Origin of the sequence: Paenibacillus sp. MABNR03 (assembly GCF_050455445.1) — a bacterium.
Classification (GTDB): Bacteria; Bacillota; Bacilli; order Paenibacillales; family Paenibacillaceae; genus Paenibacillus; species Paenibacillus xylanilyticus.
In genome coordinates this window covers 552,174-578,008 of record NZ_JBCIYR010000004.1, presented here as the reverse complement: position 1 = coordinate 578,008, position 25,835 = coordinate 552,174, and the positions used below count along the sequence as shown (strand labels likewise).

At 50.0% G+C, this 25,835-nt stretch carries 26 protein-coding genes and 1 riboswitch; of the genes, 1 reads left to right on the top strand and 25 read right to left on the bottom strand.

The genetic code is table 11. The features are described 5' to 3' along the window. Nucleotides 1–54 precede the first annotated feature (54 nt). The 22 genes from atpG to AAIH57_RS22175 form a co-directional block, all read right to left on the bottom strand. A complete protein-coding gene (atpG, locus tag AAIH57_RS22280; protein ID WP_175396665.1) occupies nucleotides 55–927 on the bottom strand; it encodes an ATP synthase F1 subunit gamma in 873 nt (290 codons plus the stop codon). A 208-nt stretch (nucleotides 928–1,135) separates the two neighbouring features. After that, nucleotides 1,136–2,650, bottom strand: coding sequence for a F0F1 ATP synthase subunit alpha (gene atpA / locus AAIH57_RS22275; protein ID WP_175396666.1), 1,515 nt, complete (start codon nucleotides 2,648–2,650; stop codon nucleotides 1,136–1,138). Between the two features lie 16 nt (nucleotides 2,651–2,666). Beyond that, nucleotides 2,667–3,215, bottom strand: coding sequence for a F0F1 ATP synthase subunit delta (locus AAIH57_RS22270; RefSeq protein WP_175396667.1), 549 nt, complete (start codon nucleotides 3,213–3,215; stop codon nucleotides 2,667–2,669). Further along, entirely contained in the window at nucleotides 3,212–3,700 is a 489-nt protein-coding gene (gene atpF, locus AAIH57_RS22265) for a F0F1 ATP synthase subunit B (protein ID WP_095291225.1), read from the bottom strand. The genes AAIH57_RS22270 and atpF overlap by 4 nt, the downstream gene beginning before the upstream one ends. A gap of 114 nt (nucleotides 3,701–3,814) precedes the next feature. Further along, the gene (gene atpE / locus AAIH57_RS22260) at nucleotides 3,815–4,039 is read right to left on the bottom strand and encodes a F0F1 ATP synthase subunit C (RefSeq protein WP_017691934.1); all 225 of its coding nucleotides are present in this window, start codon (nucleotides 4,037–4,039) and stop codon (nucleotides 3,815–3,817) included. Between the two features lie 78 nt (nucleotides 4,040–4,117). Further along, on the bottom strand, nucleotides 4,118–4,936 hold the full coding sequence (atpB, locus tag AAIH57_RS22255; RefSeq protein WP_430023023.1) for a F0F1 ATP synthase subunit A: 819 nt from the start codon (nucleotides 4,934–4,936) through the stop codon (nucleotides 4,118–4,120). 45 nt (nucleotides 4,937–4,981) lie between these two features. Continuing rightward, on the bottom strand, nucleotides 4,982–5,359 hold the full coding sequence (locus AAIH57_RS22250) for an ATP synthase subunit I (protein WP_095291219.1): 378 nt from the start codon (nucleotides 5,357–5,359) through the stop codon (nucleotides 4,982–4,984). Further along, nucleotides 5,352–5,606 carry an AtpZ/AtpI family protein gene (locus tag AAIH57_RS22245; protein ID WP_175396668.1) on the bottom strand — a complete coding sequence of 85 codons (255 nt, stop codon included), beginning with the start codon at nucleotides 5,604–5,606 and terminating at the stop codon, nucleotides 5,352–5,354. Before AAIH57_RS22245 ends, AAIH57_RS22250 begins: the two co-directional genes overlap by 8 nt. Nucleotides 5,607–5,793: 187 nt before the next feature. Beyond that, nucleotides 5,794–6,951 carry a non-hydrolyzing UDP-N-acetylglucosamine 2-epimerase gene (wecB, locus tag AAIH57_RS22240; protein WP_413036179.1) on the bottom strand — a complete coding sequence of 386 codons (1,158 nt, stop codon included), beginning with the start codon at nucleotides 6,949–6,951 and terminating at the stop codon, nucleotides 5,794–5,796. Nucleotides 6,952–6,989: 38 nt separating this feature from the next. Continuing rightward, entirely contained in the window at nucleotides 6,990–7,619 is a 630-nt protein-coding gene (gene upp / locus AAIH57_RS22235) for a uracil phosphoribosyltransferase (RefSeq protein ID WP_053782842.1), read from the bottom strand. Between the two features lie 230 nt (nucleotides 7,620–7,849). Next, the gene (glyA, locus tag AAIH57_RS22230; RefSeq protein WP_095291213.1) at nucleotides 7,850–9,097 is read right to left on the bottom strand and encodes a serine hydroxymethyltransferase; all 1,248 of its coding nucleotides are present in this window, start codon (nucleotides 9,095–9,097) and stop codon (nucleotides 7,850–7,852) included. Between the two features lie 248 nt (nucleotides 9,098–9,345). Beyond that, a complete protein-coding gene (locus tag AAIH57_RS22225; RefSeq protein WP_175396670.1) occupies nucleotides 9,346–9,939 on the bottom strand; it encodes a TIGR01440 family protein in 594 nt (197 codons plus the stop codon). A 142-nt stretch (nucleotides 9,940–10,081) separates the two neighbouring features. Then, a riboswitch (ZMP/ZTP riboswitch) is annotated at nucleotides 10,082–10,163 on the bottom strand. Nucleotides 10,164–10,302: 139 nt separating this feature from the next. Continuing rightward, nucleotides 10,303–10,875: a low molecular weight protein arginine phosphatase gene (locus tag AAIH57_RS22220; RefSeq protein ID WP_175396671.1), complete on the bottom strand. Its 573-nt coding sequence runs from the start codon at nucleotides 10,873–10,875 to the stop codon at nucleotides 10,303–10,305. Nucleotides 10,876–11,000: 125 nt separating this feature from the next. After that, entirely contained in the window at nucleotides 11,001–11,561 is a 561-nt protein-coding gene (locus AAIH57_RS22215; RefSeq protein WP_127537248.1) for a manganese efflux pump MntP family protein, read from the bottom strand. 268 nt (nucleotides 11,562–11,829) lie between these two features. Further along, nucleotides 11,830–13,104 (bottom strand): L-threonylcarbamoyladenylate synthase, encoded by a 1,275-nt coding sequence (locus tag AAIH57_RS22210; protein WP_430023022.1) that lies wholly within the window; start codon nucleotides 13,102–13,104, stop codon nucleotides 11,830–11,832. A gap of 236 nt (nucleotides 13,105–13,340) precedes the next feature. Beyond that, complete coding sequence (spoIIR, locus tag AAIH57_RS22205) at nucleotides 13,341–14,000, bottom strand: stage II sporulation protein R (protein ID WP_430023021.1); 660 nt, start codon at nucleotides 13,998–14,000, stop codon at nucleotides 13,341–13,343. A gap of 261 nt (nucleotides 14,001–14,261) precedes the next feature. After that, complete coding sequence (locus tag AAIH57_RS22200) at nucleotides 14,262–15,482, bottom strand: FtsW/RodA/SpoVE family cell cycle protein (protein ID WP_430023020.1); 1,221 nt, start codon at nucleotides 15,480–15,482, stop codon at nucleotides 14,262–14,264. A 247-nt stretch (nucleotides 15,483–15,729) separates the two neighbouring features. After that, entirely contained in the window at nucleotides 15,730–16,950 is a 1,221-nt protein-coding gene (locus AAIH57_RS22195) for an FtsW/RodA/SpoVE family cell cycle protein (RefSeq protein ID WP_175396674.1), read from the bottom strand. A gap of 85 nt (nucleotides 16,951–17,035) precedes the next feature. Beyond that, nucleotides 17,036–17,920, bottom strand: coding sequence for a peptide chain release factor N(5)-glutamine methyltransferase (gene prmC / locus AAIH57_RS22190; RefSeq protein ID WP_430023119.1), 885 nt, complete (start codon nucleotides 17,918–17,920; stop codon nucleotides 17,036–17,038). 25 nt (nucleotides 17,921–17,945) lie between these two features. Then, entirely contained in the window at nucleotides 17,946–19,013 is a 1,068-nt protein-coding gene (gene prfA / locus AAIH57_RS22185) for a peptide chain release factor 1 (RefSeq protein WP_175396675.1), read from the bottom strand. Between the two features lie 542 nt (nucleotides 19,014–19,555). Further along, nucleotides 19,556–20,656, bottom strand: a complete 1,101-nt coding sequence (gene ychF / locus AAIH57_RS22180) for a redox-regulated ATPase YchF (RefSeq protein WP_430023019.1) — start codon at nucleotides 20,654–20,656, stop codon at nucleotides 19,556–19,558. 110 nt (nucleotides 20,657–20,766) lie between these two features. Beyond that, entirely contained in the window at nucleotides 20,767–21,237 is a 471-nt protein-coding gene (locus AAIH57_RS22175) for a GNAT family N-acetyltransferase (protein WP_430023018.1), read from the bottom strand. Nucleotides 21,238–21,400: 163 nt separating this feature from the next. Between AAIH57_RS22175 and AAIH57_RS22170 the strand changes: the two genes are divergently transcribed. Then, nucleotides 21,401–21,835, top strand: a complete 435-nt coding sequence (locus AAIH57_RS22170) for a hypothetical protein (protein WP_430023017.1) — start codon at nucleotides 21,401–21,403, stop codon at nucleotides 21,833–21,835. A gap of 86 nt (nucleotides 21,836–21,921) precedes the next feature. Here AAIH57_RS22170 and fni read toward each other — a convergent pair whose 3' ends face one another. The 3 genes from fni to AAIH57_RS22155 form a co-directional block, all read right to left on the bottom strand. Beyond that, complete coding sequence (gene fni / locus AAIH57_RS22165) at nucleotides 21,922–22,989, bottom strand: type 2 isopentenyl-diphosphate Delta-isomerase (protein WP_430023016.1); 1,068 nt, start codon at nucleotides 22,987–22,989, stop codon at nucleotides 21,922–21,924. A 217-nt stretch (nucleotides 22,990–23,206) separates the two neighbouring features. Continuing rightward, nucleotides 23,207–24,688 (bottom strand): phytoene desaturase family protein, encoded by a 1,482-nt coding sequence (locus tag AAIH57_RS22160; protein ID WP_430023015.1) that lies wholly within the window; start codon nucleotides 24,686–24,688, stop codon nucleotides 23,207–23,209. Further along, nucleotides 24,685–25,833: a glycosyltransferase gene (locus AAIH57_RS22155; protein WP_430023014.1), complete on the bottom strand. Its 1,149-nt coding sequence runs from the start codon at nucleotides 25,831–25,833 to the stop codon at nucleotides 24,685–24,687. The genes AAIH57_RS22160 and AAIH57_RS22155 overlap by 4 nt, the downstream gene beginning before the upstream one ends. Nucleotides 25,834–25,835: the final 2 nt, after the last annotated feature.

Genomic DNA, 25,835 nt, shown 5'->3' with positions numbered 1-25,835 from the left:
TAATGTTCCGTTCGCTTATCTTTGCAGTGCAAGCCTTCATTAAATAAAAAACGGTTAGCCTTGTGCTGCGTTGGCACCTGCCACAATTTCCGTAATCTCCTGCGTGATCGCTGCTTGACGGGCACGGTTATAAGTCAATGACAAATCGTTGATGAGTTTGGATGCATTTTTGGTTGCATTGCCCATCGCCGTCATTTTCGCACCCAGCTCGCTCGCCTTACCGTTCAGAAGTGCACCATAGATCAGTGTTTCCGCATAACGCGGAAGCAGAACTTCCAGTACAGCTTCAGCTGACGGTTCGTACTCGTAGCTTGCAGTTGGTCCTTCCGCAGCAGATACCTCAGGTGTTTCCATTGGAAGAAGACGTTCTACCGTAGGAATCTGGGTCAACGCATTTACAAAGCGGTTATAACAAATGTACAATTCATCAAATTCAGCCAGTTCAAACCCACGAACAGCTTCGTGTGCGATGGATTTGATATCTGCAAATGAAGGCGAATCCGACAGATCCGTAGTCGTGGAAGCCATCGCAATTTCACGCCGTTTGAAATAATCGCGTCCCTTACGTCCGATAACGAACAACTCGTAGTCATTCTGAGAGTTATGTCGCTCTTTCAGCGTCAGATTAACCTGACGCAAAATATTCGCATTGTATCCACCTGCAAGTCCACGGTCCGATGTAATGATCAGATAAGCTGTCTTTTTGACCGGACGGCTCTCGAGCATCGGATGCTGGATTCCTTGCGTGCTTGATGCAATACTAGCCACAACTTCTTTCAGTTTCTCCGAATAAGGACGGGCTGCCTCCGCTTTTTCCTGCGCTTTGCGCAGTTTTGCAGCTGCAACCATCTCCATTGCTTTGGTGATCTGCTTGGTGCTTTGTACGCTTTTAATTTGCCGCTTAATTTCGCGCATGCCTTTTGCCATGATTTCACCACCTTCAAGTTTTGACGTAGTCAAAACTACTTCGTAAGCCCAAACTTTACTTTGGCGAGCCAAAGTTACTTCGTAAGCATAAGCTAGTTTTGACGTAGTCAAAACTACTTCGTAAGCATCATCTTACTTTGACGGGGTCAAAGTTTTACATGCAGACATGCGGAATCGGTTTAACAACTCCGCAGCTGCAATCATCTATTTAGACAGAGACAGCAAAGCTCTTTCTGAACTTCTCGATTGCGCCTTTCAGCGCATTTTCGTTGTCTGCAGTCAATTCTTTTGTATCACGGATGGACCCGAGAATTTCCGGATGGCTGCTCTCCATGAACGCGAGGAACTCACGCTCGAAACGAGTAACGTCACCAGTTGGAATTTCATCCAGGAAACCTTTAACCGCTGTATACAAGCTCACAACCTGCTGTTCAACAGGCAGAGGCTGGTTTACACCCTGTTTCAGGATTTCCATCATGCGCGCACCACGATTCAGGCGGGCCTGAGTGGCTTTGTCCAGATCGGAACCGAACTGGGAGAACGCTTGAAGCTCACGATATTGAGCGAGGTCGAGACGCAGGGAACCTGCAACCTTTTTCATCGCTTTGATCTGAGCAGAACCACCGACACGGGATACGGAAATACCTACGTTGATCGCCGGGCGTTGTCCAGCATTGAACAAGTCGGCTTCCAAGAAGATTTGTCCGTCCGTGATGGAGATTACGTTCGTTGGAATGTAGGCAGATACGTCAGAAGCCTGTGTTTCAATGAATGGCAGAGCGGTTAAAGAACCACCACCAAGTTCATCATTCAGCTTCGCTGCACGCTCCAGCAAACGGGAGTGCAGATAGAAGACGTCACCCGGGTAAGCTTCACGGCCCGGAGGACGACGAAGCAGCAAGGAAAGCTCACGGTATGCAGCCGCTTGTTTGGTCAAGTCATCATAGATAACCAGCACGTGCTCGCCTTTGTACATGAAGTACTCACCCATCGAACAACCGGAATACGGTGCGATGTACAAGAGTGGGGATGGGTCGGATGCTGCTGCAGTTACAACGATTGTGTACTCCATTGCGCCTTTACGACGAAGGGTTTCCACAACTTGAGCAACTGTAGATTGTTTTTGACCGATAGCAACATAGATACATTTCATGCCGCTGCCTTTTTGGTTCAGGATCGCATCGATTGCGATCGATGTTTTACCTGTTTGACGGTCACCGATGATCAACTCACGTTGTCCACGACCGATTGGAACCATCGCATCAATCGCTTTGATTCCTGTTTGCATCGGCTCATGAACCGATTTACGATCCATTACGCCTGGTGCTTTACCTTCAACCGGACGGAATTCCGTTGTAGCGATTGGCCCTTTGCCATCCACTGGAATACCGAGCGGGTTCACAACGCGTCCAATCAATGCTTCGCCAACTGGCACTTGCATGATTTGACCTGTACGTTTTACCTGATCGCCTTCACGGATGTCAGAGTACGGTCCCAGGATAACGACACCGACATTGCTCTCTTCCACGTTCATGGCGAGGCCCATAACACCGCTTGGGAATTCAACCAACTCGTTGGACATGACATTCTCAAGTCCGTATACACGGGCGATACCGTCACCGACCTCAATAACCGTCCCGACTTCGACTACATCGATATCGTTCTTGTATTGTTCGATCTGGCTCTTAATTAATGTACTGATTTCTTCTGGTTTGATACTCAAGTGTCCTCACCCCAATCTACTGTACTCGTCTGTTAAAAGACTGCTCAAGACGTTCGAGCTTGCCAGCCAAGCTGCCGTCATAGATCGTATCGCCAATGGCGACTTTCAATCCGCCCAGCAGAGTCGGATCGACAATGTTCTCGATACGAATCTTTTTATTCACACGGCCACCGAATTCACGGGCTACCGCTTCTTTTTCTTCATCTTTCAGTGCATAAGTCGAGTAAACGCGCGCATCAGCAATGCCGAGCGAATCGCCCTCGATCTTCAGATAATCACTCAGCAGAGCTTCCAGCAGTTCAACGCGACCACGCTCGATCAGGAGCAGAACAGTGCGCAGGACAGGTTCGGACACTTTGCCGTCAAGGCTTGCATGAAGCACGTTCCGCTTGGCTTCGTCAGAGATGTTCGGAGATACGATAAACTTGATGATCTCGGAATCCCCGGTCAAACCGCTGACAACCGCACGCAGTTCCTGTTCAACTTCAAGCACCTGCTGCTGCTGGAGAGCTACTTCGAACAATGCTTTCGCATAACGCTTGGCAACAATCGTATCGCGGCTCATTGTCGGCCCCCTACCTCATTGAGGTATTGGTTCACAAGCTCCTCTTGTGCAGGACCGTTCTCAACTTCTTTTTTGATCAACTTGGAAGCAATCTGAACGGAAGCTGTACCCAGTTCGCTGCGAAGGGCTGCAACTGCTTTGTTCTTCTCGCTTTCAATTTCACGTACCGCATCGTCTTTCAGACGATTAGCTTCAGCTTTTGCATCAGCCAGAATGGATTCAGCCTGTTTGCCGCCCGTTTGTTTGGACTGTTCAATGATGTCGTGAGCTTCTTTGCGCGCTTGCTCCAGAGCTTGTTTTTGCTCCTCCACATAGGCAATGGCCTGTTCCCGAGTCTGAGCAGCCTCATTCATCTGCGTCAGCACGAGTTCACGACGTTTTTCCATGATGGAGAACAAAGGACCGAAAGCATAACGACTAAGCAGCCAATATAAAATTGCAAATGCGATAATCGCAAGAAGCGTATTTTCCCATACGAAACTCAATCTGTTCACTCCTTCCTGGAGGTATCCTTGAAACGTTCATCCGCAAGTACGGACATTACCTAAAAAGAAGGCGCGGATGGCTATGGCCTTCCCCGCCAAACCTTATCAATTTAATTAAGCCATACCGTAGAACATGAACGCGAGTACCACACCGATGATCGGCAATACCTCGATCAGACCTACCCCGATAAACATTGTTGTTTGAAGAGTGGATTTTGCTTCCGGTTGACGGGCAATTCCTTCTACTGTCTTGCTGATTACCATACCGTTACCGATACCTGCGCCAAACGCGCCCAGTCCTGCAACAATTGCTGCTGCGATTAATGCCATTGCTCCCATTTGTATATCCTCCTTAAAATGATAAATCGAATTTTTTATTGTTCAGCCTGGTGAAGAAATCTTCGTAGGGCTTGGAACTTAATGTTCGTCGTGCGTCTCGATGCTCTGTGAAATGTACACCATCATCAAGATTACAAAAACAAATGCCTGGATCGCACCGATAAAGATACTGAAGCCTTGCCACACCATCAGCAACGGAATGGCAGCAATTGCACCAAACACTTTGAACGTGGTCAGCTTCAGGATTGTTGTGATCAATACCTCACCCGCGAAGATATTCGCGAATAGACGCATACCGTGTGTCAGCAGCTTGGATGCCGTCTCAATCAAGTTGATGGGCAAGAACAAGGCGAAAGGCTGAAGGTAGTGTTTGAGATATCCTCTCGTGTTGCGGAACAATCCAAGTCCATGAGATACCATGAACGCTACAAGCGCCAGTCCCATCGTTACCGATAAATCAGCGGTAGGTGATTTCCACCAGGCCAGTTCAACGTGCGGATGTGCTTCAGGGTCCTTGGCATGCGCTTCTTCAAACGCATCAACCGCTGTAACGATCGGCTGACCGAACACCTGCGCATGTTCTGCGCTATCCACTGAGGTTACCGCCTGAAACGGAAGACCCAACATGTTACCGACAAAGATGAACATAATCATGGAAAGAGCGAGAGAGATAAAATGTTTCCCTTTCTTCATATCCATCGTACTGGAAATCAGATTGCGGACGAATTCTACTGCCCACTCCATAAAATTTTGCAGCTTGCCGGGGTTTTCAACGGACAATCTCCGTGTAGCCAGGACAGCAAAGATAAAAACGAGGGCACCTGTAACAACAAGCATCAACACAACCGATAGATCCAATCGAAATCCGCCAAGCATAATAATTGGAGCTTCATGCATATTTTTCTCACCCCTTTCTCGACTTGAAAGCTGCAGCACCTAACTTCACTCTGCTCTGCGGGAATAGACGATCCCTATAATCAGTAAGGAAAATTGCGCAATGACCAGACCGCCTGCAACCGCGTATGTATTGAAGTACTGCGGAAAGCGCATCGATATGAATATACCGAGCACAGCGAGTGCCGCTCTTGTCAAAAATCCCAGGTTCACACGCTTCAAGTTACCTTCTGCCGCATCATCAGACATTTTCCTTACTTTGTAGCCCAGGTAAAATGCATTGATCCAGCTAATTCCCGTACCCAGGGCCAGTCCCAAAGCAATTGTCTCCACACGTGGCATAAAGGCCGCTGCGAGAAAACAAATCATAAGAAAGTACATGATGAAAACAGTCATCCATCTGCGGTATCTGGTTAGTTCACTCATCACTGTCCCCCATGAATTTTTTAGCGATAAAGTAGATGCTTACACCGCCTGCAGCCAGAAAAAAGAGAACGCTTACGGCGATCCATATTCCGTTACCTCCAATGGTCTTGTCCAACCAGGAGCCAGCGTAATATCCGGCAACAGCGAGAATGGCAATCTCGATCCCAAATGCTGTCACGAGCCCCATCGCTTTCCATACGTTATCGTCATGGTTACGGGATGAATTTGGTTTGTTCGAATCGGCCATTTTCCACGCCACCCTTGCAATCCCAGTTAATTTTACTGAATGATGAGAGCCTTTGTCAATTGATTGATTTTAGCGTTTTAAAGGGTAAAACGGCAGGTTTACAGGCCCCCGGGAGCCCATAAACCCGCGTAAACCGTACAGTTTAACTGTATGCTGTACCCTTTGGAATTCAGTCAGAAAAAACGAATTATTTTTTGAATTTTCTGTGAAATGATTCCGGACGTTCATTATTTACGCCAAAATGGTGCAAAATTGCATTGACAATTCTTTCCGAAGCATGTCCATCACCGTATGGATTGGCAGCTTGACTCATGCTTGCATACAGTGTTTCGTCTGTAAGCAGAGCTCTGGTCCGCTCATATACACGTTCCTCATCCGTACCCACCAGCTCTAACGTTCCGGCTTCAATGCCTTCCGGGCGCTCCGTGGTATCCCGCAGAACGAGCACTGGCACACCAAACGACGGCGCTTCTTCCTGCAAGCCGCCTGAATCCGTCAAAATCAAGTGAGTATGGGGGTAAAAATTATGCAAATCCACCACGTCTAGTGGATCAATCAATTGAATACGGGGATGATTCCCCAAAATCGCGTGAGCCGGCTCCTTCACAGCAGGACTTGGATGCACCGGATACACGATGGCAATATCTTCGAACTCGTCGGCAATCCGTTTGACGGCCTGGAAAATGTTGCGGTGAGGCTCGCCCTGGGATTCACGGCGGTGAGCGGTCATCAGCACAAGACGTTTGCCCTGTGCCCATTCAAGTACCGGATGTGTGTAATCCTGCCGTACTGTATATTGAAACACATCTGTTACCGTGTTGCCTGTGACATACGTACTAGACTCCGGTTTATTTTCTTTGGCAAGGTTGGAGAAAGACCAATCCGTCGGTGCAAAATGCAGGTCTGCAAGCACACCGGTTAACTGACGGTTCATCTCTTCCGGGTATGGAGACAGCTTGTTCCATGTACGAAGACCGGCTTCCACATGACCCACCTGAATCTGCTGCAGAAACGCAGCATAGCTGGCTACAAACGTAGTCAGCGTATCCCCGTGAACAAGCACGATATCGGGTTTCGCTTCGCGCAGAACAGGCTCCAAGCCTCCAAGCACACGAATCGTAATTTCATTCAACGTCTGACGATCTTTCATGACGTCCAGATCATAGTCCGGTTGAATGTTAAACACCTCAAGAACCTGATCCAGCATTTGACGATGCTGTGCGGTCACACAGACGATGGATTCGATAGATTCGGGATGTTTCTGAAGTTCCAAAATAAGCGGAGCCATCTTGATGGCTTCCGGACGAACTCCGAATATCGTCATGACTTTAATTTTGTTGGACATTAAAACAAAGCCCCTTTTCTATTCAGCATGCAGCATGCTTATTTAGTGCCGTACAGACGGTCTCCTGCATCTCCCAGTCCGGGAACGATATAACCGTGATCATCCAGACGGTCGTCCAGTGCGGCCACGTAGATGTCCACATCGGGATGTGCATCCTGAACTGCTTTAACACCCTCAGGAGCTGCAACAAGGTTCATCATTTTGATTTGAGTGCAGCCGCGTTTTTTCAACACGTCAATAGCAGCAATGGCCGAACCACCAGTTGCCAGCATCGGATCAATCACAATCAATTGGCGCTCTGTCACGTCTGTAGGCAGTTTGGTGTAGTATTCTACCGGTTGCAGTGTTTCCGGATCACGGAACAGACCGACATGTCCAACTTTTGCAGCTGGCAACAATTTCACAACGCCATCGAGCATTCCGAGTCCTGCACGCAGAATCGGCACCAGTCCGAGCATACGTCCGGAAATGACTTTGCCTTGTGTTTCAGCTACAGGAGTTTGTACATCAATCGTCTCCAGTTCAACATCTCTTGTAATCTCATAAGCCATCAACGTTGCTACTTCATCCACCAATTCTCGAAAATCTTTCGTATTCGTACGCATATCGCGTATAAACGTCAGTTTGTGTTGAATCAAAGGGTGATCACATATTACTAATTTTCCCATCTAATTTGTCCCTCCGGTAAGTTCTTCATGTTCAGCATTTCCAATAATGCCTAATCATCATTCATAGGCCCGATAAATCCTGTATATTATATCATCACCTACACCGAATTACACCATCAAAGGACATGTAATCATTACAGAAAACCGAATACTATAAAAATAGGACCGGAAACTTGGCATGTTCCGGTCCTTTTTGCTCTAGATGTGGGTTGTTTCCATTGGTGAATGGACTAGTATTTCAGATCAGTGTACAGCGGAAATTGGTCCGTAAGTGCCGTTACTTCTGCACGAGCTTCATCCAGCTTCGCTGTATCTTTCGGATTTTTCAATGTTTTGGCAATGATTTTACCAATGGCAACCATAGCCTCTTCGTTCATACCACGGGAAGTGGCTGCCGGGGTACCAATACGAATACCACTGGTTACAAACGGGCTGGTAGGATCAAATGGAATTGCATTTTTGTTCACGGTAATACCGATGGAGTCGAGGACATGCTCGGCTTCCTTACCTGTGATGTTCACGCTGCGTGTGTCGATCAGCATCAGGTGGTTGTCTGTACCCCCGGATACGATGTTCAATCCTTCGGCAATCAATGTTTCTGCCAATACCTGAGCATTCTTCACTACGTTCTGTGCGTATGTTTTGAATGAAGGCTGCAGCGCCTCACCCAATGCTACCGCTTTGGAAGCAATAACGTGCATCAAAGGTCCGCCTTGGGAACCCGGGAATACGGCTTTATCAATCGCGGCTGCCCAGGATTTGCGGCACAGAATCATACCACCACGAGGTCCGCGCAGCGTTTTGTGTGTTGTTGTTGTTACAAAATGAGCATGTGGAACCGGGCTCGGATGCAATCCGGCTGCAACCAGTCCTGCAATGTGGGCCATGTCCACCATGAACAATGCGCCTACGTCATTGGCGATGGAAGCCAGTTTTTCAAAATCAATGGTACGCGGATATGCGCTTGCACCTGCAACGATCAGACGAGGGCGATGCTTAAATGCCGCTTTGCGCACTTCATCATAATCGATCAGGAACGTATCTTCCTGTACGCCATAAGCCACGAAATTGTACAGCAAACCGGATGCATTCACCGGGCTGCCGTGAGTCAGGTGTCCACCATGAGCAAGGTTCATGCCCAGTACCGTGTCGCCAGGTTTCAGGGCTGCAAGGTACACTGCCATATTCGCTTGTGCTCCGGAGTGAGGCTGCACGTTCACATGCTCAGCACCAAACAGCTCCTTCGCGCGGTCACGTGCGATATCTTCCACGACATCCACGTGCTCGCAGCCACCATAATAACGTTTGCCTGGGTATCCTTCAGCGTACTTGTTCGTCAGTACAGATCCAAGTGCCTCAATTACCGCTTCACTTACGATGTTCTCGGATGCAATCAGCTCAATGTTGTTCTGTTGACGTTTCAGTTCAAGATTCATCGCTTCTAGTACTGCAGGGTCATTCTTGCGCAATTGTTCCATGTTTAAATTCCTCCCAGGTATAAGTGAAGTTATAAAGCGAAATTAATGTTTACACGAAAACGGAGAGTGCAGGACCAATCTAGAGAAACGAAGTGTTCGCCTTTATCACCGGATTTCCCCTTTATCACCGGATTTCCCCTTTAAAGGGGATTCAAAAAAATCTGGGGATAACAGCGATCGGAAGATGGTTTTGCAATCGGAGTTAGGAGTGTAACCTTTCAGTTTCGCTTTATAGTTGGTTGAAGATTTTAGTCGCAAAATGTCGAATCTGGTTGCTCTTCCATACGATACACCGCGCGTTCGCCGCCAATCAACTTCGGACGGGTCAAGGCTGTCGTTACACGGGCTTCCCCGATGTAGCGAAGTGCTGTACGGAACGGGACTGCCACATGCCGTAAATGCATGCCAATCATCGTTTCCCCAATATCCATTCCCGCGTGAGCCTGCACATGTTCGGCCAGGCAGGGATCACTCAGCGAGCGATATGCTGCGGATGCCATGGAACCGCCTGCCTTGGGAACGGGTACGGCCCCCACCTCGGTCAAACCAAGACGTGTGAGCAAAGAACGCTCCATCACCAGCGCACGGTTTAAATGTTCACAGCACTGGAACACAGGCTCGAAGCCAAATTCCTGCTGCACCTCGCGGATACCCGCAAGAAGCTGCTGTGCCACTTCAATCGCACCACTTGTACCAATTTTCTGGCCTGCGACTTCACTTGTACTTGTACCGATTACCACGATCTGTCCAGGCCCAAGCTGTCCGGCATGTGCCAGTTCTCGCAGAATGGATGCGGTCTGTTCCTGCAATCCGGGTTGTTCCGAATCTAACTCAATAGTCATCCTATCGCCTCCCGATAAAATCATGCCTGACTTCCTCACGGCTGCCCGATTTTGTATTCATGCACGGCATTTCAGGTACTATTATAGCGAATAATCAGATGAAAGACGAAAAAAAGAGCAGTCTGCGGGTACCGCAGAATTGCTCTTTTGCCCAGGCGACCGGCCGTTTGTTCCGGTGCTCCATTGTGGTTGTGCCCACTTCGTCGCCAGTTACACCGGATCCCTGTTTTCCCCTTCATCATAAAACAACCTGCGTCTAAAATCAACGGGTATTTTACACCACATGTTCGTTTTTTTCATAGGAAACGGAGTCTTAAGATTCGATCGTTACCGCCCAATTACATTTCCCCGCACAGCACCGGTTTATCCCAACTTGTCCAGAAGCCGATCCAGTGCGGTCCTGATCTCTGCCGCAGCTATATTATAATCGTCACGACTGCCGCCGAACGGGTCGGATATATCAAAGCTCGGAATGCGTTGGCGGATCTCAATCACGCGCTCACGCTCTGACGCCAGAATCTCCTGACCCAGTGCACGTTTCAGCTCCAGTGTCGCAAACAGGCTGTCCAGTTCCTGAAGATCATTCAGAACCTGCTCATCATTTTCCACATACTCTTTCAGGGTATACGTCTTGTGGACCGAATCCGGGAAAACCTGCATTACATGCTGCTTGTGGCTTCGCGTCAATGTAAGGATCAGATCGGCCCATCCAATGAGGCTCGCACTAAGCTGCGTGGAATGTGCAGGTCCCTCCACTTGATGATCTCTTAATACGGCTTCGGCATGACGGGAAATCGGCATACCGGTTGTTGCTGCTACACCAGCAGAACGAACCTCTACCTGAATGCCCCGTTCTGAAGCCAGCTTGCGTAAAAGCCCCTCCGCCATGGGGCTGCGGCACGTATTCCCTGTACATACAAACAAAATATGTTTCATTGTGATAGCCTCCCCATTTCGCAAATGTTGTCGAATGATGCCATATTTTAATTTTAAACGAAGCAAATTGAAAGAAAATAGGTATGACTGCACAATGCTGCAAGCATTCCGCGTGAATGGCTGTTTTAAAATATAAACAATAGCCCAAAAGCGAGCAGAATGGCTCCACCAATGGCTTCGCCATAATCGCCAAGGTTTTGACTCACTCGTCTTCCCAGCAGCAGTCCCATCACGGACATGATTCCGCCACACGCGCCGAAAGCCAGTACAGTCAGTACCAGATCGCTGCTAAACATGCCGAGTGACACGCCAACGGAAAATGAATCCACACTTACACTGAGCGAAAACAAAATTACACCCAGCATGGATCGGTGATCCACCAGCTTTGTGTCTCCTTCACGGAACGCATTCAAAATCATGTGACCACCGAGCAAAACGAGCAGCCCGCCTGCAGCATACGTCGTAATGTCCCCAAGGAGAGAACTGACGTATTTCCCCGTATACATACCGATCAGCGGCATGATGACATGGAACAGGGCTGTGACAAAGCTGATTCGCAGCACGTCGCGTAAACGAATGCCTTTCATGCCTATCCCAATGCCAAGCGAGAAGGCATCCAGCCCCAGAGCGACGGCCATGATCAAAATGGTTACCAACTGCCCCAAATGGGCAGATACATCCCACATCCCCATACCCCCAAGTCACGTAAAGGTTCTTGTACACGATATGCGGACAAGGACACAAACATGACGGGAGATAACCTTGCGCTTCCATTATTCCAAAGATCCCGGCTGAATGGAACATTTCCTTTAAGCGAGAGATTCGGATAGGAAGCAGAGATGTAAGCACACGGGTGTTAAAGGGGACGGGTCCAATCGGCAGGCAGCGAGTATCGCTGTCGTCACTGCCTGCCGATTAGGTGGACCGGAGGGAGAATAACCTCCGGTCTCCGGGTTACAGGTCACCAACCTGTATCAGTTGGTGACCCGCCGCCTTGAGCAGCCGATTCATGACGGCTGCTCCCAGCCCTTCGCGTGAGCAGGCTTCAGCCACAATATATGTGGCGCCCTGCTCATCGCAGCTGCGCAGCGCGGCATACAGCCGGCGCGCTGCTTCTTCGAGCTCGCTGGCATCGCCCAGCGAGAACACGGCATCGGCGCGGTACTGCTCCGCGTGCTCGGCGAATGCCAGCACCGCGGTGCGCTCTCCGCGCTGCGCCGCCTCCGCGAGAGCGGCGCTGATCCAGGCCGCCACGGCTGGCGGCGGCCCCTCTACCACGCACAGCGACCCTGTGGGCGCATAGTGCGTGTACTTCATGCCCGGCGAGCGCGGCGCCGGGCTTCCCTCGCCAACGGACCCTTCGGCGAGAATCGCCGGGTCCGTGGCGACACGGGCGGCGACGGCGGACAGCTGTTCCGCCGTAATGCCGCCAGGGCGCAGGATGGTGACGGTACCGTCGTCACCGACCTGCACCACCGTGGACTCGACGCCCACCCCGGTGGGGCCGCCGTCCACGATGCCGCCGATGCGGCCAGCCAGATCCTCGCTCACATGTGAAGCGAGCGTCGGGCTTGGCCGCCCGGAGCGGTTGGCGCTTGGCGCGGCCACTGGACACTCGGCCGCGGCAAGCAGCTGCAGAGCCACCGGGTGATCCGGCATGCGTACGGCCACTGTATCCAGACCGGCAGTAACCCGCGGGGAAACTGCCCCTGCCTTAACCGGCAGCACAAGCGTAAGCGGCCCTGGCCAAAAGGCCTCGATCAGCGCTTCCGCCGCTTCATTCACTTCCGTAACCAGCGGATCCAGCTGGTCGCGATGCGCAATATGCACAATCAACGGATTGTCTGACGGGCGGCCTTTGGCTTCAAATATAGCCTCTACTGCGGCTGTACTGCGTGCATCTGCGCCTAATCCGTATACCGTCTCCGTCGGGAACGCTATCGTCTGACCTTGACGAATGCAGGCTGCGGCAGCCTGCAAGTCGGCGAGCGCCTGCTGATAGGCGCTCCCCTTTTTCACAACAGATCCATGTTCTGTAGCCGTCAGCGAGTCGACTTCTGGCCCGGAAGATGACTCTTCCGCATGTTCACTCATAACAGAATTACCCACAATATGAGGAGGTTTCTCGTTCAGCAATGCTCTAACATCCCACATGGAGGTAGGTGATCCTCCCTGAGTTTCCGGAACGCTGTTTTCTGTGTAAACATCTTGTTCATTTTTTCTGTTCATATATCCATCATCCCTAAACTCCAATAGGTTAGTAAACGCGTCCTCTACCTTGGCGGTAGCTGTCTTGCTTATATTTCGAATACCTATAATTATAGCATATCTGTTCAACCTAAGAATGGGCTCCATGTCTCTCCGCGCAACCCCGTATCAGGGCAGCATTCGGAAACCCGGAGTAAAAGGATCAAAAGGGCAGCTCCCTGAATCGAAGTTGCCCTCCATTATGAATGCTCGCAGTATTATGCGAACAATCCAGCTACCCAATCCCACACCTTGACAGCCAGATCCACCAGGAAGAAACGCGCTTCAGGTGTACTTCCCTGGACGGACGCTTCTGCATCTCCAGGCTCAGCTGCCGCAGCAGATACGGTCGTTGGCTTCGCCAGCGCATCCCCCGTACTTGCATCGATGAAGCACAATGGCGGAAACAGCACACACCACCAATTCTGGCCCTTTCCTTCTCCCAGTGTTATACGCACTGCTTCGTAATCTCCTGCGGGATATACAGTGCCTCCATATAGTTTGGTTGGAAACGGAACAACACCGAGCTCTACCTGATAAGGATAATCCAGCCCACGGCTCGCCAGTTCTTCGCCCACCCGATCTTCAATTTCAGACAAATGCTCGCGAATGACATGGCGCGCTTCATCCAGACTCTGCGGGTTGTCCAATTCTGTAACCCACCCGCTCATCTGAGCAACAACGGCATCCCGAATCTCGCGTTTGACCAGTTGATCCCCTGCTGCATCCGAATTGGCGAGAATGCGCAATCGAATGGATTGTTCCGGAATCGCTGCAGCCGCCAGAGCTGCATCTGTCTTTTGACCTTCCCACATCATAATCATCATCATAAGACAAACCATAATAAGTCCAATTTGTTTCACTACCCGTCTGCTCATCCCGTTTTCCCCCTCGGCTCCCGTGATCATGCTCCCTGCAACTCTCTCATGTCTATCAGTATGCCCGGAAGAGACAGAAGTAAACCTAGTATAAAACATAAATCTAGCATATCGATTCTCTCATTCTAATGCTGATGAACAGCTATCGAAAAAAGGCCAATCCACACCTGGCTCAGGGCGGATTAACCATACTCACACGTTACCGTTGAACAACACTCTATTAACTTACAGAATCTATTGATGTACAAAGCCATTTCTGAACTATACCGTTGTCTTCTCTCTCTTGAGCAGCTGCAATAATCGTTCTGGCAGACTCGGTCTCTGCTCTCCCAGAAGAAGTTCATCTTCCTCTTCCTGTCCATAGAGTTTGATGCTCATAACCAGTCCGATACATGCCATATTTATGAGTAATGAAGTCCCTCCATAACTGATAAACGGAAGCGTAATACCCGTAAGCGGCATCAGTCCGAGGAACGCGCCGATGTTTTCGAACACTTGGTAGAGCAGCATGCCGATAATACCTACAATGATGACCGGACCTGCCCGATCTTTGCACTCCAGACCGATCAGCACCATCCGATGGATAAGAATAAAGTAGAGTAACAAGAGTACCGAGGCCCCAACAAAACCAAACTCCTCCGCTATAACGACAAATATGGAATCCGAATACGTATAAGGCACGCGTCCACTTTGCACGGAAGTACCTTGTAAATAACCTTTGCCAATGATGCCTCCTGAACCTATAGCCAAACCGGCATTTTTGGTATGCCACGTCGCCTTGGATGTGGCCTTTTCCGGTACAAGCCAAGGGTCAATCCGTTCCGCCCAATGCTCACGGTCTACCTTTTCGAGAAAGGTGAAGATCTGCTCGTGATATGTCGTATACGCTTTGACGAAACCAAAAAAGGTCGTCCCAATAATCACAAGACCAATAATCGCGTGTTTCAGCTTGATATTACCGATCCAGAACACAGCAGACAGAATGACAACGTAGCCCAGTGCGTTACCCAGATCATTTTGAATCATGACAAGTGCAAACGGAACGAATGCCCAACATCCGATGGGAACGATATCTCTCCAGAAACCAAGCATGTTTCTCTGACGTTTCACAAGCAAATGTGCGAGGAAGAGGATCAAAATCATCTTGAACAACTCCGCAGGTTGAAACGAAAGGTTCTCTCCAAGCTTAATCCAGCCATTGGCGTTATTGATCGGACCACCCACAAAGTTGACGAGCACAAGCAGAACGATTCCTATGCCATACAGATAAAATGCATATTTTACATACAACTTGTAATTCACTAACCCAATACCCACCACGGCAACAAATCCTGCAGTATAAAATAACAAGGTCTTGATATGATGTCTGGCCAATGTGGAATCTGTCTGCGTACCACTGTAAATGGCAAACACACTGACGATCATCAGCAGTAACAGTACAAAAAGGATGACGCCATCCATCTTTTTCAGCATTCTTAACATGATTCCATCCGACCTCCCGGATAACTATATATCCATTTACCAAATTAACTCAATATTTCCATTGTATAAAATCAGGAGTTAAAATGGAAATTTTTATTGTCCTGAGGAGGATGGGCCGCAAGCCACGTAGCAAACGTAACAAGTATAGCAAAACAAAAACCCCGGAAGAGTCAGATCCAAATGGATTGGATTGATCTTTCCAGGGTTCTATGTCTAACTCATTTTTATTTCTGCACACGTTAAAGAATTACTGTTCCTGCTGAGACGGTTTACGTCTGAACAACTTCATGACCAGATCCGTAATCCCTGGTTGTTCGGCAGAACCGAGAATATCCTCGTTCTCTTCCGTGTGAACCTTGATACTCATCACAATACCCATACTGATCATGTTCAGCACGAGTGAGGTTCCGCCCGAACTGATAAACGGCAGCGTGATCCCGGTCAGCGGCATCAACCCAATGAACGGACCGATGTTGACGAAAATCTGATAGAGCAGCATGGCGATGATGCCGACAATAAGATAAGGCCCAGCGCGATCCTTGCACTCCAGTGCAATCAGCACCAGCCGATGTATGAGAATAAAGTAGAGCAGCAGTAATACCGAGGCGCCTACAAAGCCGAACTCTTCCCCAATCTGTACAAAAATGGAGTCGGCATAGGCCAGCGGCACCCGATTCGACTGAATCGTTGTACCTTCCAAATAGCCTTTACCACTAATGCCACCCGAACCAATCGCCAGCTTCGCGTTGTACGTCTGCCAGAGCACATCTCGCGAGGTCTGATCCGGCACCAGCCATGGGTCGAAACGATCCGCCCAGTGCGAACGGCCAATGTCCTTCAGAAATTTGACGATCTCATCATGATAGTGAATGTACGCCTGTGTTCCACCGACAAAAGCAGCCACGGCAATCATAAAACCAATGAGGGCATGACTAAATTTGATGTTGCCAATCCATAGCAGTCCGACCAGAATGACTACATAACTCAGCGCGTTCCCCAAGTCATTTTGAAGCAGCACAAGCAGCAAAGGTGGCAGCACACAGAGTGAGATCGGTATGACATCACGTCCAAAATAAAGCGGTCGATTCTTCTTTCGGGCCAGAAGGGCCGATAAGAAAACAATGAGACAGAGCTTGAACAACTCCGCTGGCTGCAGACTGAAGCCAAAAATGGACAACCAGCCCTTGGCGCCGTAATATTCCTGACCTATAAACATAACAAGAATAAGCAGCAGCATGCCTACTCCATAAATATATAAATAGTTTTTGATGATGACTTTGTAATTGATCATCGATATTCCAAAAAAGATCACGAAACCTAAAATATAAAAGATAACAGCGTTTCTCGTGAGCCCCTCCAGCTTCGGACGGCCAAAGGTCGTACTATAAATGGACAAAATACTGATGACCATCAGGATCAGTAAGATGAACACAATCGAGTAGTCTATCTTTTTAAATTTATGCAGCATGTAGTTATGTTCCCCCAAGCATTCAGCAATCTTCGGTATATCCCATTGTAGAGGATTTCACGGCAAAAAGGAAACCCGCGGAACCTTACACTTTCGTCACCTGTTCCGAAGTACGAACACCCAGGACATGCCGCTCGATCCCGGCAAGGTCCGGGACAATGATAATTTCCGGCCAATGTCCGGCTGATTCAAGCAATGCTGCGATGTCGCGAGCCTGCCCCTGACCCAGCTCAAATCCAATGACCTGAGGCGGCGCAGGCAGCAGTACCAGCTGCTCCAGCATGACGCGGTACGGCGCAAGTCCGTCCGGACCACCGTCCAGTGCCGTGCGCGGCTCATGATCGCGCACCTCGGGCTGCAACCCGGCGATGTCGGCAGCCGGGATATAAGGCGGGTTGGACACCAGAATGTCCACCCGCACCCCGGCGAACGGGGCCAGCAGATCACCTTCGCGGAAGTCGATCTGCACCCCGTTCGCGGCCGCGTTCCGCGCGGCCACTTGCAGCGCAGCCGCCGAGATATCTCCGGCGCCGACCTGCCAGCGCGGGCGCTGCGAGGCAATCGTCACGGCGATAGCCCCGCTGCCCGTGCCAATATCGACGGCGTGCGGAGCGCCGTCAGGAAACACGCGGTCGGCTTCGCGCAGCACAGCCTCGACCAGCAGCTCGGTCTCCGGCCGCGGAATCAGCACGGCCGGCGTGACCTCGAACGGCAGCCCGTAGAATTCCTGGCTGCCGATGATGTACTGCGCCGGCTCACCCGCAGCCTTGCGCGTGACAGCGTCTTCCCAGCGGCTGCGGTGCTCGCTAGGAAAGGGATCCGGCTGCATCATGTAGTACGCGGCACCATAGGCGCCGAGCACATGCTCCAGCAGCAGCCGGGCATTATTCTGCGGCTCGTACACGCCGCACTTTTCCAAAAAAGAGGAAGCCTCCACGAAGGCTTCCCGACAGCTCTGTTCCGGCGTCATCACAAACTGCGCGCGGGTCACAGCATTATTCTCCTCTATCCATCATCTCCGTCTGCTCGGCAATCGTCAGTGCAGACAGGATTTCTTCAATCTCTCCGTTCATGACCTGATCCAGTTTGTGCATGGTCAAACCAATGCGGTGATCTGTCACACGGCTTTGCGGGAAGTTGTAGGTACGAATCCGCTCACTGCGGTCACCTGTACCCACTTTGCTCTTGCGCTCCCCTGCAATTTTCGCTTCTTCTTCCTGACGCATCATATCGAAGATCCGGGTACGCAATACTTGCAGCGCTTTTTCCTTATTCGAGTTCTGCGATTTACCATCCTGACACGTTGCCACAATACCTGTTGGCACATGTGTTACCCGTACAGCGGATTTTGTTGTATTAACCGATTGTCCGCCGGCACCGCTGGAACAGAACGTATCCACACGGATGTCTTTGTCATGGATCTCAATATCGAAATCTTCAGCTTCAGGCATGACAGCTACTGTCGAAGTAGAGGTATGAATTCGTCCACCCGATTCGGTTGTCGGAATCCGTTGTACACGGTGTGCACCGCTTTCGTATTTCATTTTGCTGTATGCACCGCGACCGTTAATCAGGAAGATAACCTCTTTAAATCCACCGACATCGTTCGTATTGGCGTCCATCAGCTCCACGCGCCAGCCTTGATTATCAGCATAGCGTGTGTACATGCGGTACAGATCCGCTGCAAACAAAGCAGCTTCATCTCCGCCAGCTGCTCCGCGAATTTCCACGATGACATTTTTGTCGTCATTCGGATCTTTTGGCAGCATGAGAACACGAATCAATTCATCCAGTTCTTTCTGGCGAGCGCTTAGCTCATCAATTTCCATTTTGACCATTTCGCGCATCTCGTCATCCAGTTTCTCGCCCTGCATTTCCTTGGCAGCTTCGAGATCCTGACTTACCTGTTTGTACTCATTGTAAGCTTCATACGTCGGCTGCAGATCCGATTGTTCTTTGGAATACTCCCGCAACTTTTTGTTATCACTAGCTACATCCGGGTCACACAGCAACTCGCTAAGCTTGTCATAACGGTCGGCTAATGCCTGTAATTTATCCAACATATATAGTCACCTCACGATTTATTTTTGGTTAATACGCTGTACATCGTTTCCGATGAGCGCTCCATGTTCCATATCTATTTCATCTATTTTTCATAACGCACAGGTTCTCAACAATCTGACTGAACCCCTGACCGTAACATTCATTAATGACCGACGCACAACATCGCTACAACGTCATCAAATCCTTTACTTATAAGTTATATAAAAGAGCCCATGCACCTTAAGCGGAATCCCGCTTTGGCCCTTTAAATAATGAGCCAAATCAACCTAGGTACACGACTCTTAATTATAGCATATTCTTATCACCCTGAACAGATGCTTTTCCACCTGCCTACGGGCTCTCTTAAGATTCATGCCCTCTTCCTCTATTATATCCACGTCTTGCTAACAATCCAGCAAAAGCTGAGCGGAATTCATGCTTTGATCTCTGCATTTGTGAAGCAGCCTTCACATTCATCTAAATAAAAAGCCCTGCCATCTTCATGGAGAAGACAGCAGGGCTGTACTTGTTTATCATATATTGCTTTGATTGGTTATAGGTTTTATACGTTGAAACGGAAATGCATAACATCGCCGTCATTCACAACGTACTCTTTACCTTCCAAACGAAGCTGCCCACGCTCTTTGGCACCGTTCATGGAACCGGCCGCAACCAGATCTTCGTAGGAAACGACCTCTGCACGGATGAATCCGCGCTCGAAGTCGGTGTGAATTACACCGGCTGCGCCAGGCGCTTTCGTACCCTTGCGAATCGTCCACGCACGAACTTCCTGTACACCTGCCGTGAAATACGTGTACAGTCCCAGCAATTTGTAAGCGGCTTTGATCAACAGGTTCAGACCGGAATCCTCGATACCGAGTTCTTCCAGGAACATTTGTTTATCTTCGCCTTCCAGCTCGGAAATTTCTTCTTCGACTTTCGCGCTGATTGGCACCACTTCTGCATTCTCAGCAGCTGCGAATTCTCTTACTTTTTGCACATATGCATTGTTTGCCACATCACCGATTTCGTCCTCGGCTACGTTCGCTGCATACAGAACAGGCTTCAGGGTAAGCAAGTGCAGATCACGTACGATCAGACGCTCTTCATCTGTCAATTCCATGCTGCGTGCTGGCTTGTCTTCGTACAGAACGGCTTTTACTCTCTCCAGTACTTCCACTTCTTGAGCAGCCTGCTTGTTGCCGCCCTTCATGTTTTTCTTGGAACGATCAATTTTCTTCTCCACACTCTCGATATCGGCCAGGATCAGCTCCAGATTAATCGTCTGGATGTCGCTCACCGGGTCAATTTTTCCATCTACGTGTGTGATGTTCTCGTCGACAAAGCAGCGTACCACATGAACAATCGCATCCACTTCACGAATGTGGGCAAGAAACTTGTTACCCAAACCTTCGCCTTTACTTGCACCACGTACAAGACCTGCGATATCTACAAACTCAAACGCCGTTGGAACCGTCTTTTTCGGCACAACAAGTTCTGTCAATTTGTCCAAACGCTCGTCCGGTACTTCAACGATCCCCACGTTAGGGTCAATCGTACAGAACGGATAGTTTGCCGACTCGGCACCTGCTTGTGTAATTGCGTTAAACAACGTAGATTTTCCGACGTTCGGAAGTCCTACAATTCCTGCTTTCAAAGCCATGTATATGACAACTCCTCATTCATTACTTGTTCGGTATGGATAATCCTATACATTATATATGACAAACCCTAAGGCATCAAGGAACTTCGGGATTTGGTGTTACTGACGATTTACCCGTTCAATTCCTTGTACATCGTCAGATCCGTTACCTCATATCCCATCTTGCGATATAGGCTGCTCGCCCGCACATTATGTCCAAACACATGCAAACCAATTCGATCCACACCCAGACTCCGGGCCGCTTGTTCAAGGGCATCCATCGTTTCGGTGCCATACCCTTTGCCTCGATGCGCTTCTTCAACGACAATGTCGAGCAAGAAGGCTTCCTTGCCGCGCCGATTGTCCGTAATGTTAAACCAGATATATCCCACATTGCCGTCCATCGGATGCACCAGGTTATAGATATAAGCTCCAGCCGTATTGAGTCCTTCAGGCAAAAAGCGATTGTAGGATGCCTCTGCAAGTTCCTGCGCCTCTTCCACCGCCCATGCTCCCGCTTCCACTTTCTCTTCTGCAAAATCCTTAATCGAACGCAAGCGAAAGCTCTCAAACTCTTGATCATTCATGGGTACAAGCTCCAAAGTATTGCCTCCCGGGTTCAGATTCGGTGTAAAAAATGTTCTATCATCCTATACCATTGTAACTTTTTATTTATCAATCTGCATAAAGGAGTTATTGATATTTCCGCACAACTTTTGATAGTCCTGCTTCGTTTATTACCATAATGAAAGGAGTTGAACACGAATGGGCATGCCCCGCCGCTCGCTACCTTGGCGAATAATTATCCCCACAATCATCGTGATTGTGATAGGTTTGGTTGTTTATTTCAGCTTTCAGAACGCCTTTGACCTTTTCAGGAACTTCCGGGTCACCATAAATAATGAATCCGACTATGACATTGTATCCGTTAAAACAGGACTGGAAAAAGGAGACAATTCCAAAAATAACATTGAGGATGGATCGTTGTATATTCTGCAAAAGGATGTTCCCAGCGGTAAAAAGGTAAAGTTTGCTCCACAGCTAAAACTCTCTGGTGAAGGAGCGATCTATCTGGAATTCACCGACAATCAAGGCAAATCCCAGCACCATACCGTGTGCGGCTATACGGAATATTTATCCGGCAACTCCTATGTCACCATAACCAACGATAAGGTCTCTGTTGTAGAGGAGTGTATGTAAACACCCTGCATCTCAATAAACAAAACGGATGCTCAGAAGCATCCGTTTTTTTATCCCACTCAAGTGCCAGTCAGAGACAAGGAACCTTACCGCCGCTCGATCAACCTTGTCGTCTGCTGCAATTCTTCAATCTGTCCGGCACCGATGCCGAACATGACGGTACGCAGTTCGAATTCCACCTGCTCCAGCCGCCAATCCAGTGCTTCATCCGAAGCCACTGCCGATTCGAGCAAAGAGCGACCGAAACCAGCCAGGTCCGCACCCAGTGCGAGCGCTTTGGCTGCATCCACCCCATTCTGTAGTCCGCCGCTGCCAATCAGCACACCTTCCGGATTCAGCGCTCTGACTTCCCGGATGCACTCGGCGGTCGGAATGCCCCAATCGGCAAAAGCTTCGGCCGCAGCGCGGCGAACCGGATTGTTGTTCCTGTATTTCTCCACCTGTACCCAGCTGGTGCCTCCTGCTCCGGCCACGTCGATAAACGCTGCACCTGCTTCATACAACCGCTGCGCCGTGATTCCATCAATCCCCCAGCCTACTTCCTTCACCCCGACAGGTACATCCATTGTGCGGCACAAGTCTTCAATCCGATTTAACAACCCACTGAAGTCCGTATTTCCTTCAGGCTGGAAAATCTCCTGCAAACCGTTCAGATGCAGCACCAGCACATCGGCACCAGCAATCTCAACCGCACGCTGAAAGTCGGCAGTGCTGAAGCCATAGTTCAGCTGCACTGCGCCCAGATTGGCAATCACCGGGATGTCAGGTGCCCAGCGCCGTACATCAAAGGTGGTCGCCAGGTCAGGTTGTTCCACTGCTGCCCGGATGGAACCTACACCAAGCGCCCAGCCTCTGGCATTGGCCACACGGGCAAGCCGCTCATTAATGGCACCTGTCGTTTTGCTTCCACCTGTCATCGAGCTGATGAGCAGAGGTGTACGAACCCTTTTCCCAAAAAACAATGTGTCCAGGCTTACCTCATCAAAATTCAGTTCAGGCAGCGGATTGTGCCGAAATGTATACCGTTCCATTCCGTTCGTTATCCCTTCTCCTGCCACATTCTCTTCCAGGCAGAGGCGCACATGCTCCAGCTTCCGTTCCCCCGTAGCCACCTCGGGAAGCAGCCGTTCGCCGGCCCGCTCTTGTTCATTCATGGTGAGACCCCCTTATGTGAGAAATTGTGCGGATGGACAGGGATCCCCTGCCGGTTCCGTTCAATAGGCTGTTCCATTTTTTCCTTGCTTCTATGTAACGCACTTCTGCATGAACAGGATCTATCATAGCCATGGTTAAACACATACCGCGCGTCAACTCTACCCAGTATACCGTTCCGAACATGCTATTGAAAGGGCGCACTCGCCCATCCCCGATTCATCGTACGAGCTCGGATGCAAGCTGCTCGCCAACCAGTTGCCCGGATAACGTCACAATCGGTGTCCCGCCTCCCGGATGTGTCGTTCCACCTACATACCACAGCCCCTTTACATCCTTGCTTTTGTTGCCCGGACGTGAGAAGGTCTGCTTCACCGAGTTGGATGATATGCCGTAGATTGACCCTTGATGAGCCAATGTATCGCGCTCGATATGTTGAGGTGTGTACCGAATCAGCACATCAGACTGTTTGAGCCCCTTGATTCCCCGCTGTGCCAGCTTATCCAGAACAATCTCACCGTAGCTTTCCGTTTGCTCATCCCAGTTCCAAGCATCGGACAAATATGGGGCGTTCACCAATATGAACAGATTACTTGCCCCAGCTGGAGCCATGCCCGCTTCGGAATAGCCGGAATAACAAATGTAGATTGTCGGATCAAGCGGCATCCTGCGTTCACGAAAGATATGGTTAAACTCCGGCTCATACTGTTCAGGGAAAAAGACAGTATGATGAAGCAGGGAATCATACTGCCGACGCACTCCAGCCAAAGTTACAAATCCGGATATGGATGGCTCATACTTGCGGATTCGACTATCACTCATCTGTTCCCGATGCTCCGGTGCCAGCAGTAGACGATTCACACTGAGCACATCGCCGTTGGCAACAACCTGATCGGCTTCCCGGAAGCCCCGATCTGTGTCCACACCTGTGACTTTGCCATTTCGAACGACAATTTGCCGGACCTCCGTGCCCGTAACAATCTCTACGCCTTTTTCCCGGGCAAGCTTTGTCATGGCAGCAATCAGCTGATAGGTCCCGCCTTTCACACCATAAACACCCTCACCCGCCTCTACATGGCCCATCATGGCGAAGATGGATGGTGCCTGATAAGGTGAAGAGCCGACATAGGTCGCATAACGGCCAAACATTGCCAGGGTATGCGGATGACTGAAATAGGATCGCAGAAGCTGATTCAGTTTCACGGTCGGCCGCACCCGCAGCAAACTGCGCAGCATTTGAAGATTATATTTGTCTTTTGCGGTCAGCAGCAGTTTGCCAAGAAAATGGCGGCTCGCTTCTGCATAGAGGGCTGCTGACTCATCCATAAATGCATCGTAACGGAGTGCGTCCTCCGGGCTGTAGGCTGCGATCTGTTCCTCCATCCACTCCCGCTTTCCGGACAGATCCACCACAGTACCATCAGCAAACACATTGCGTGTGCGGGGCTCCAGCTCATACAGCTGGACGTAATCTTCCATTTCCACTCCCGCATGCTCAAAGACAGAGCGGAAGGCGGAAGGCATCGTAATGGTACTGGGACCGCGGTCAAAATGATATCCGTCCTGTATCACCTGCTGCAGCTTGCCTCCTGCGTGTGCCTGCCGCTCCAGCATGGTTACCCGTACGCCTTGTGAAGCAAGGCGTATGGCACAGGACAAGCCTCCAAACCCAGCGCCGACAATGACAACTTTTCTGCTCAACTATACCGCCTGCCTTTCCATACATACCCTTTACCAGAGCGGCCTGCACGCCAGGAAGCCATTCCAATACCAATGACACAGGCCATGCTGATGGGTTGCAACCATGCAAGCCACCACGGCTGCCCGCCCGCTTGATCTGCCACCCTTTTCACCCCCATGCCCAACAGCGTGCCGATGATTCCATATATCATGGATGTAGAACTACCTGAATATAATCCGAAAACGAGTCCTATTGGAGGTACAAGGTACATGACTGTATACATCAACAGGGTGCCCAGCAGGAGCACATCCCTGCGTCCTGTGCCCTCGTACATGTTTTTCTTATAACCGTTCCATACCTCTAAACCGTTCTGATACATTCGTGTGCTGACCAATTCATGCACATCAACCAGCATGACCGGATGACCTGCGCGCTTGATCGCTTTCGCCAGACTCATGTCATCCACCAGATCTCCCTGAATGGCTGCATGACCACCTGAAGCCTCGTAACTCGAACGATGAATCAGCAGGAATGCTCCCGTTGCGGCGACAAATAACGGACTGGAAGACCTGCGCACCATGAAAATTGGAAGATGACTGATGATCGTAAATACCATCATGGGAACGACCAGCTTCTCCATCCACGTCTTCGCCACCTGATAGGGGAACCCTGTCACAAGACCTCTTCCCTGATCACATCCGGCAGCGACAGTTTGCCGAATCGCCTCTGGTTCCAGTCGCACATCCGCATCAACGAACATAAACCAATCGCCTTTGGCCTCCTGGACCAGTTGGTGACACGCGTATGACTTGCCCATCCACCCTGCCGGGGGTTCGGCTCCACCCAGCAGTCGCACACGTGCATCCCGATTCGCAATTGCCTGAATGATGGATGCCGTCTCATCTTCCGAGCGATCATCCAACACCAGCACTTCCATCCGGAAGCCGGATGTATCACTTGCAAGCACACTCTCCAGACATCCCTCAATATGTAGTTTCTCATTACGAGCCGGAATCAAGACAGAGACGAGTGTATCCGGGTGCAGCAACCGGTCAGCAGGGAACGAGCGGATTTTGGGCAGACAGGTCACATTCCATAGTGCAAAAATCAACTGCACACCTAGCACAGACGTCAAAATGATCCATAATATCTCAAATGCACTCATCG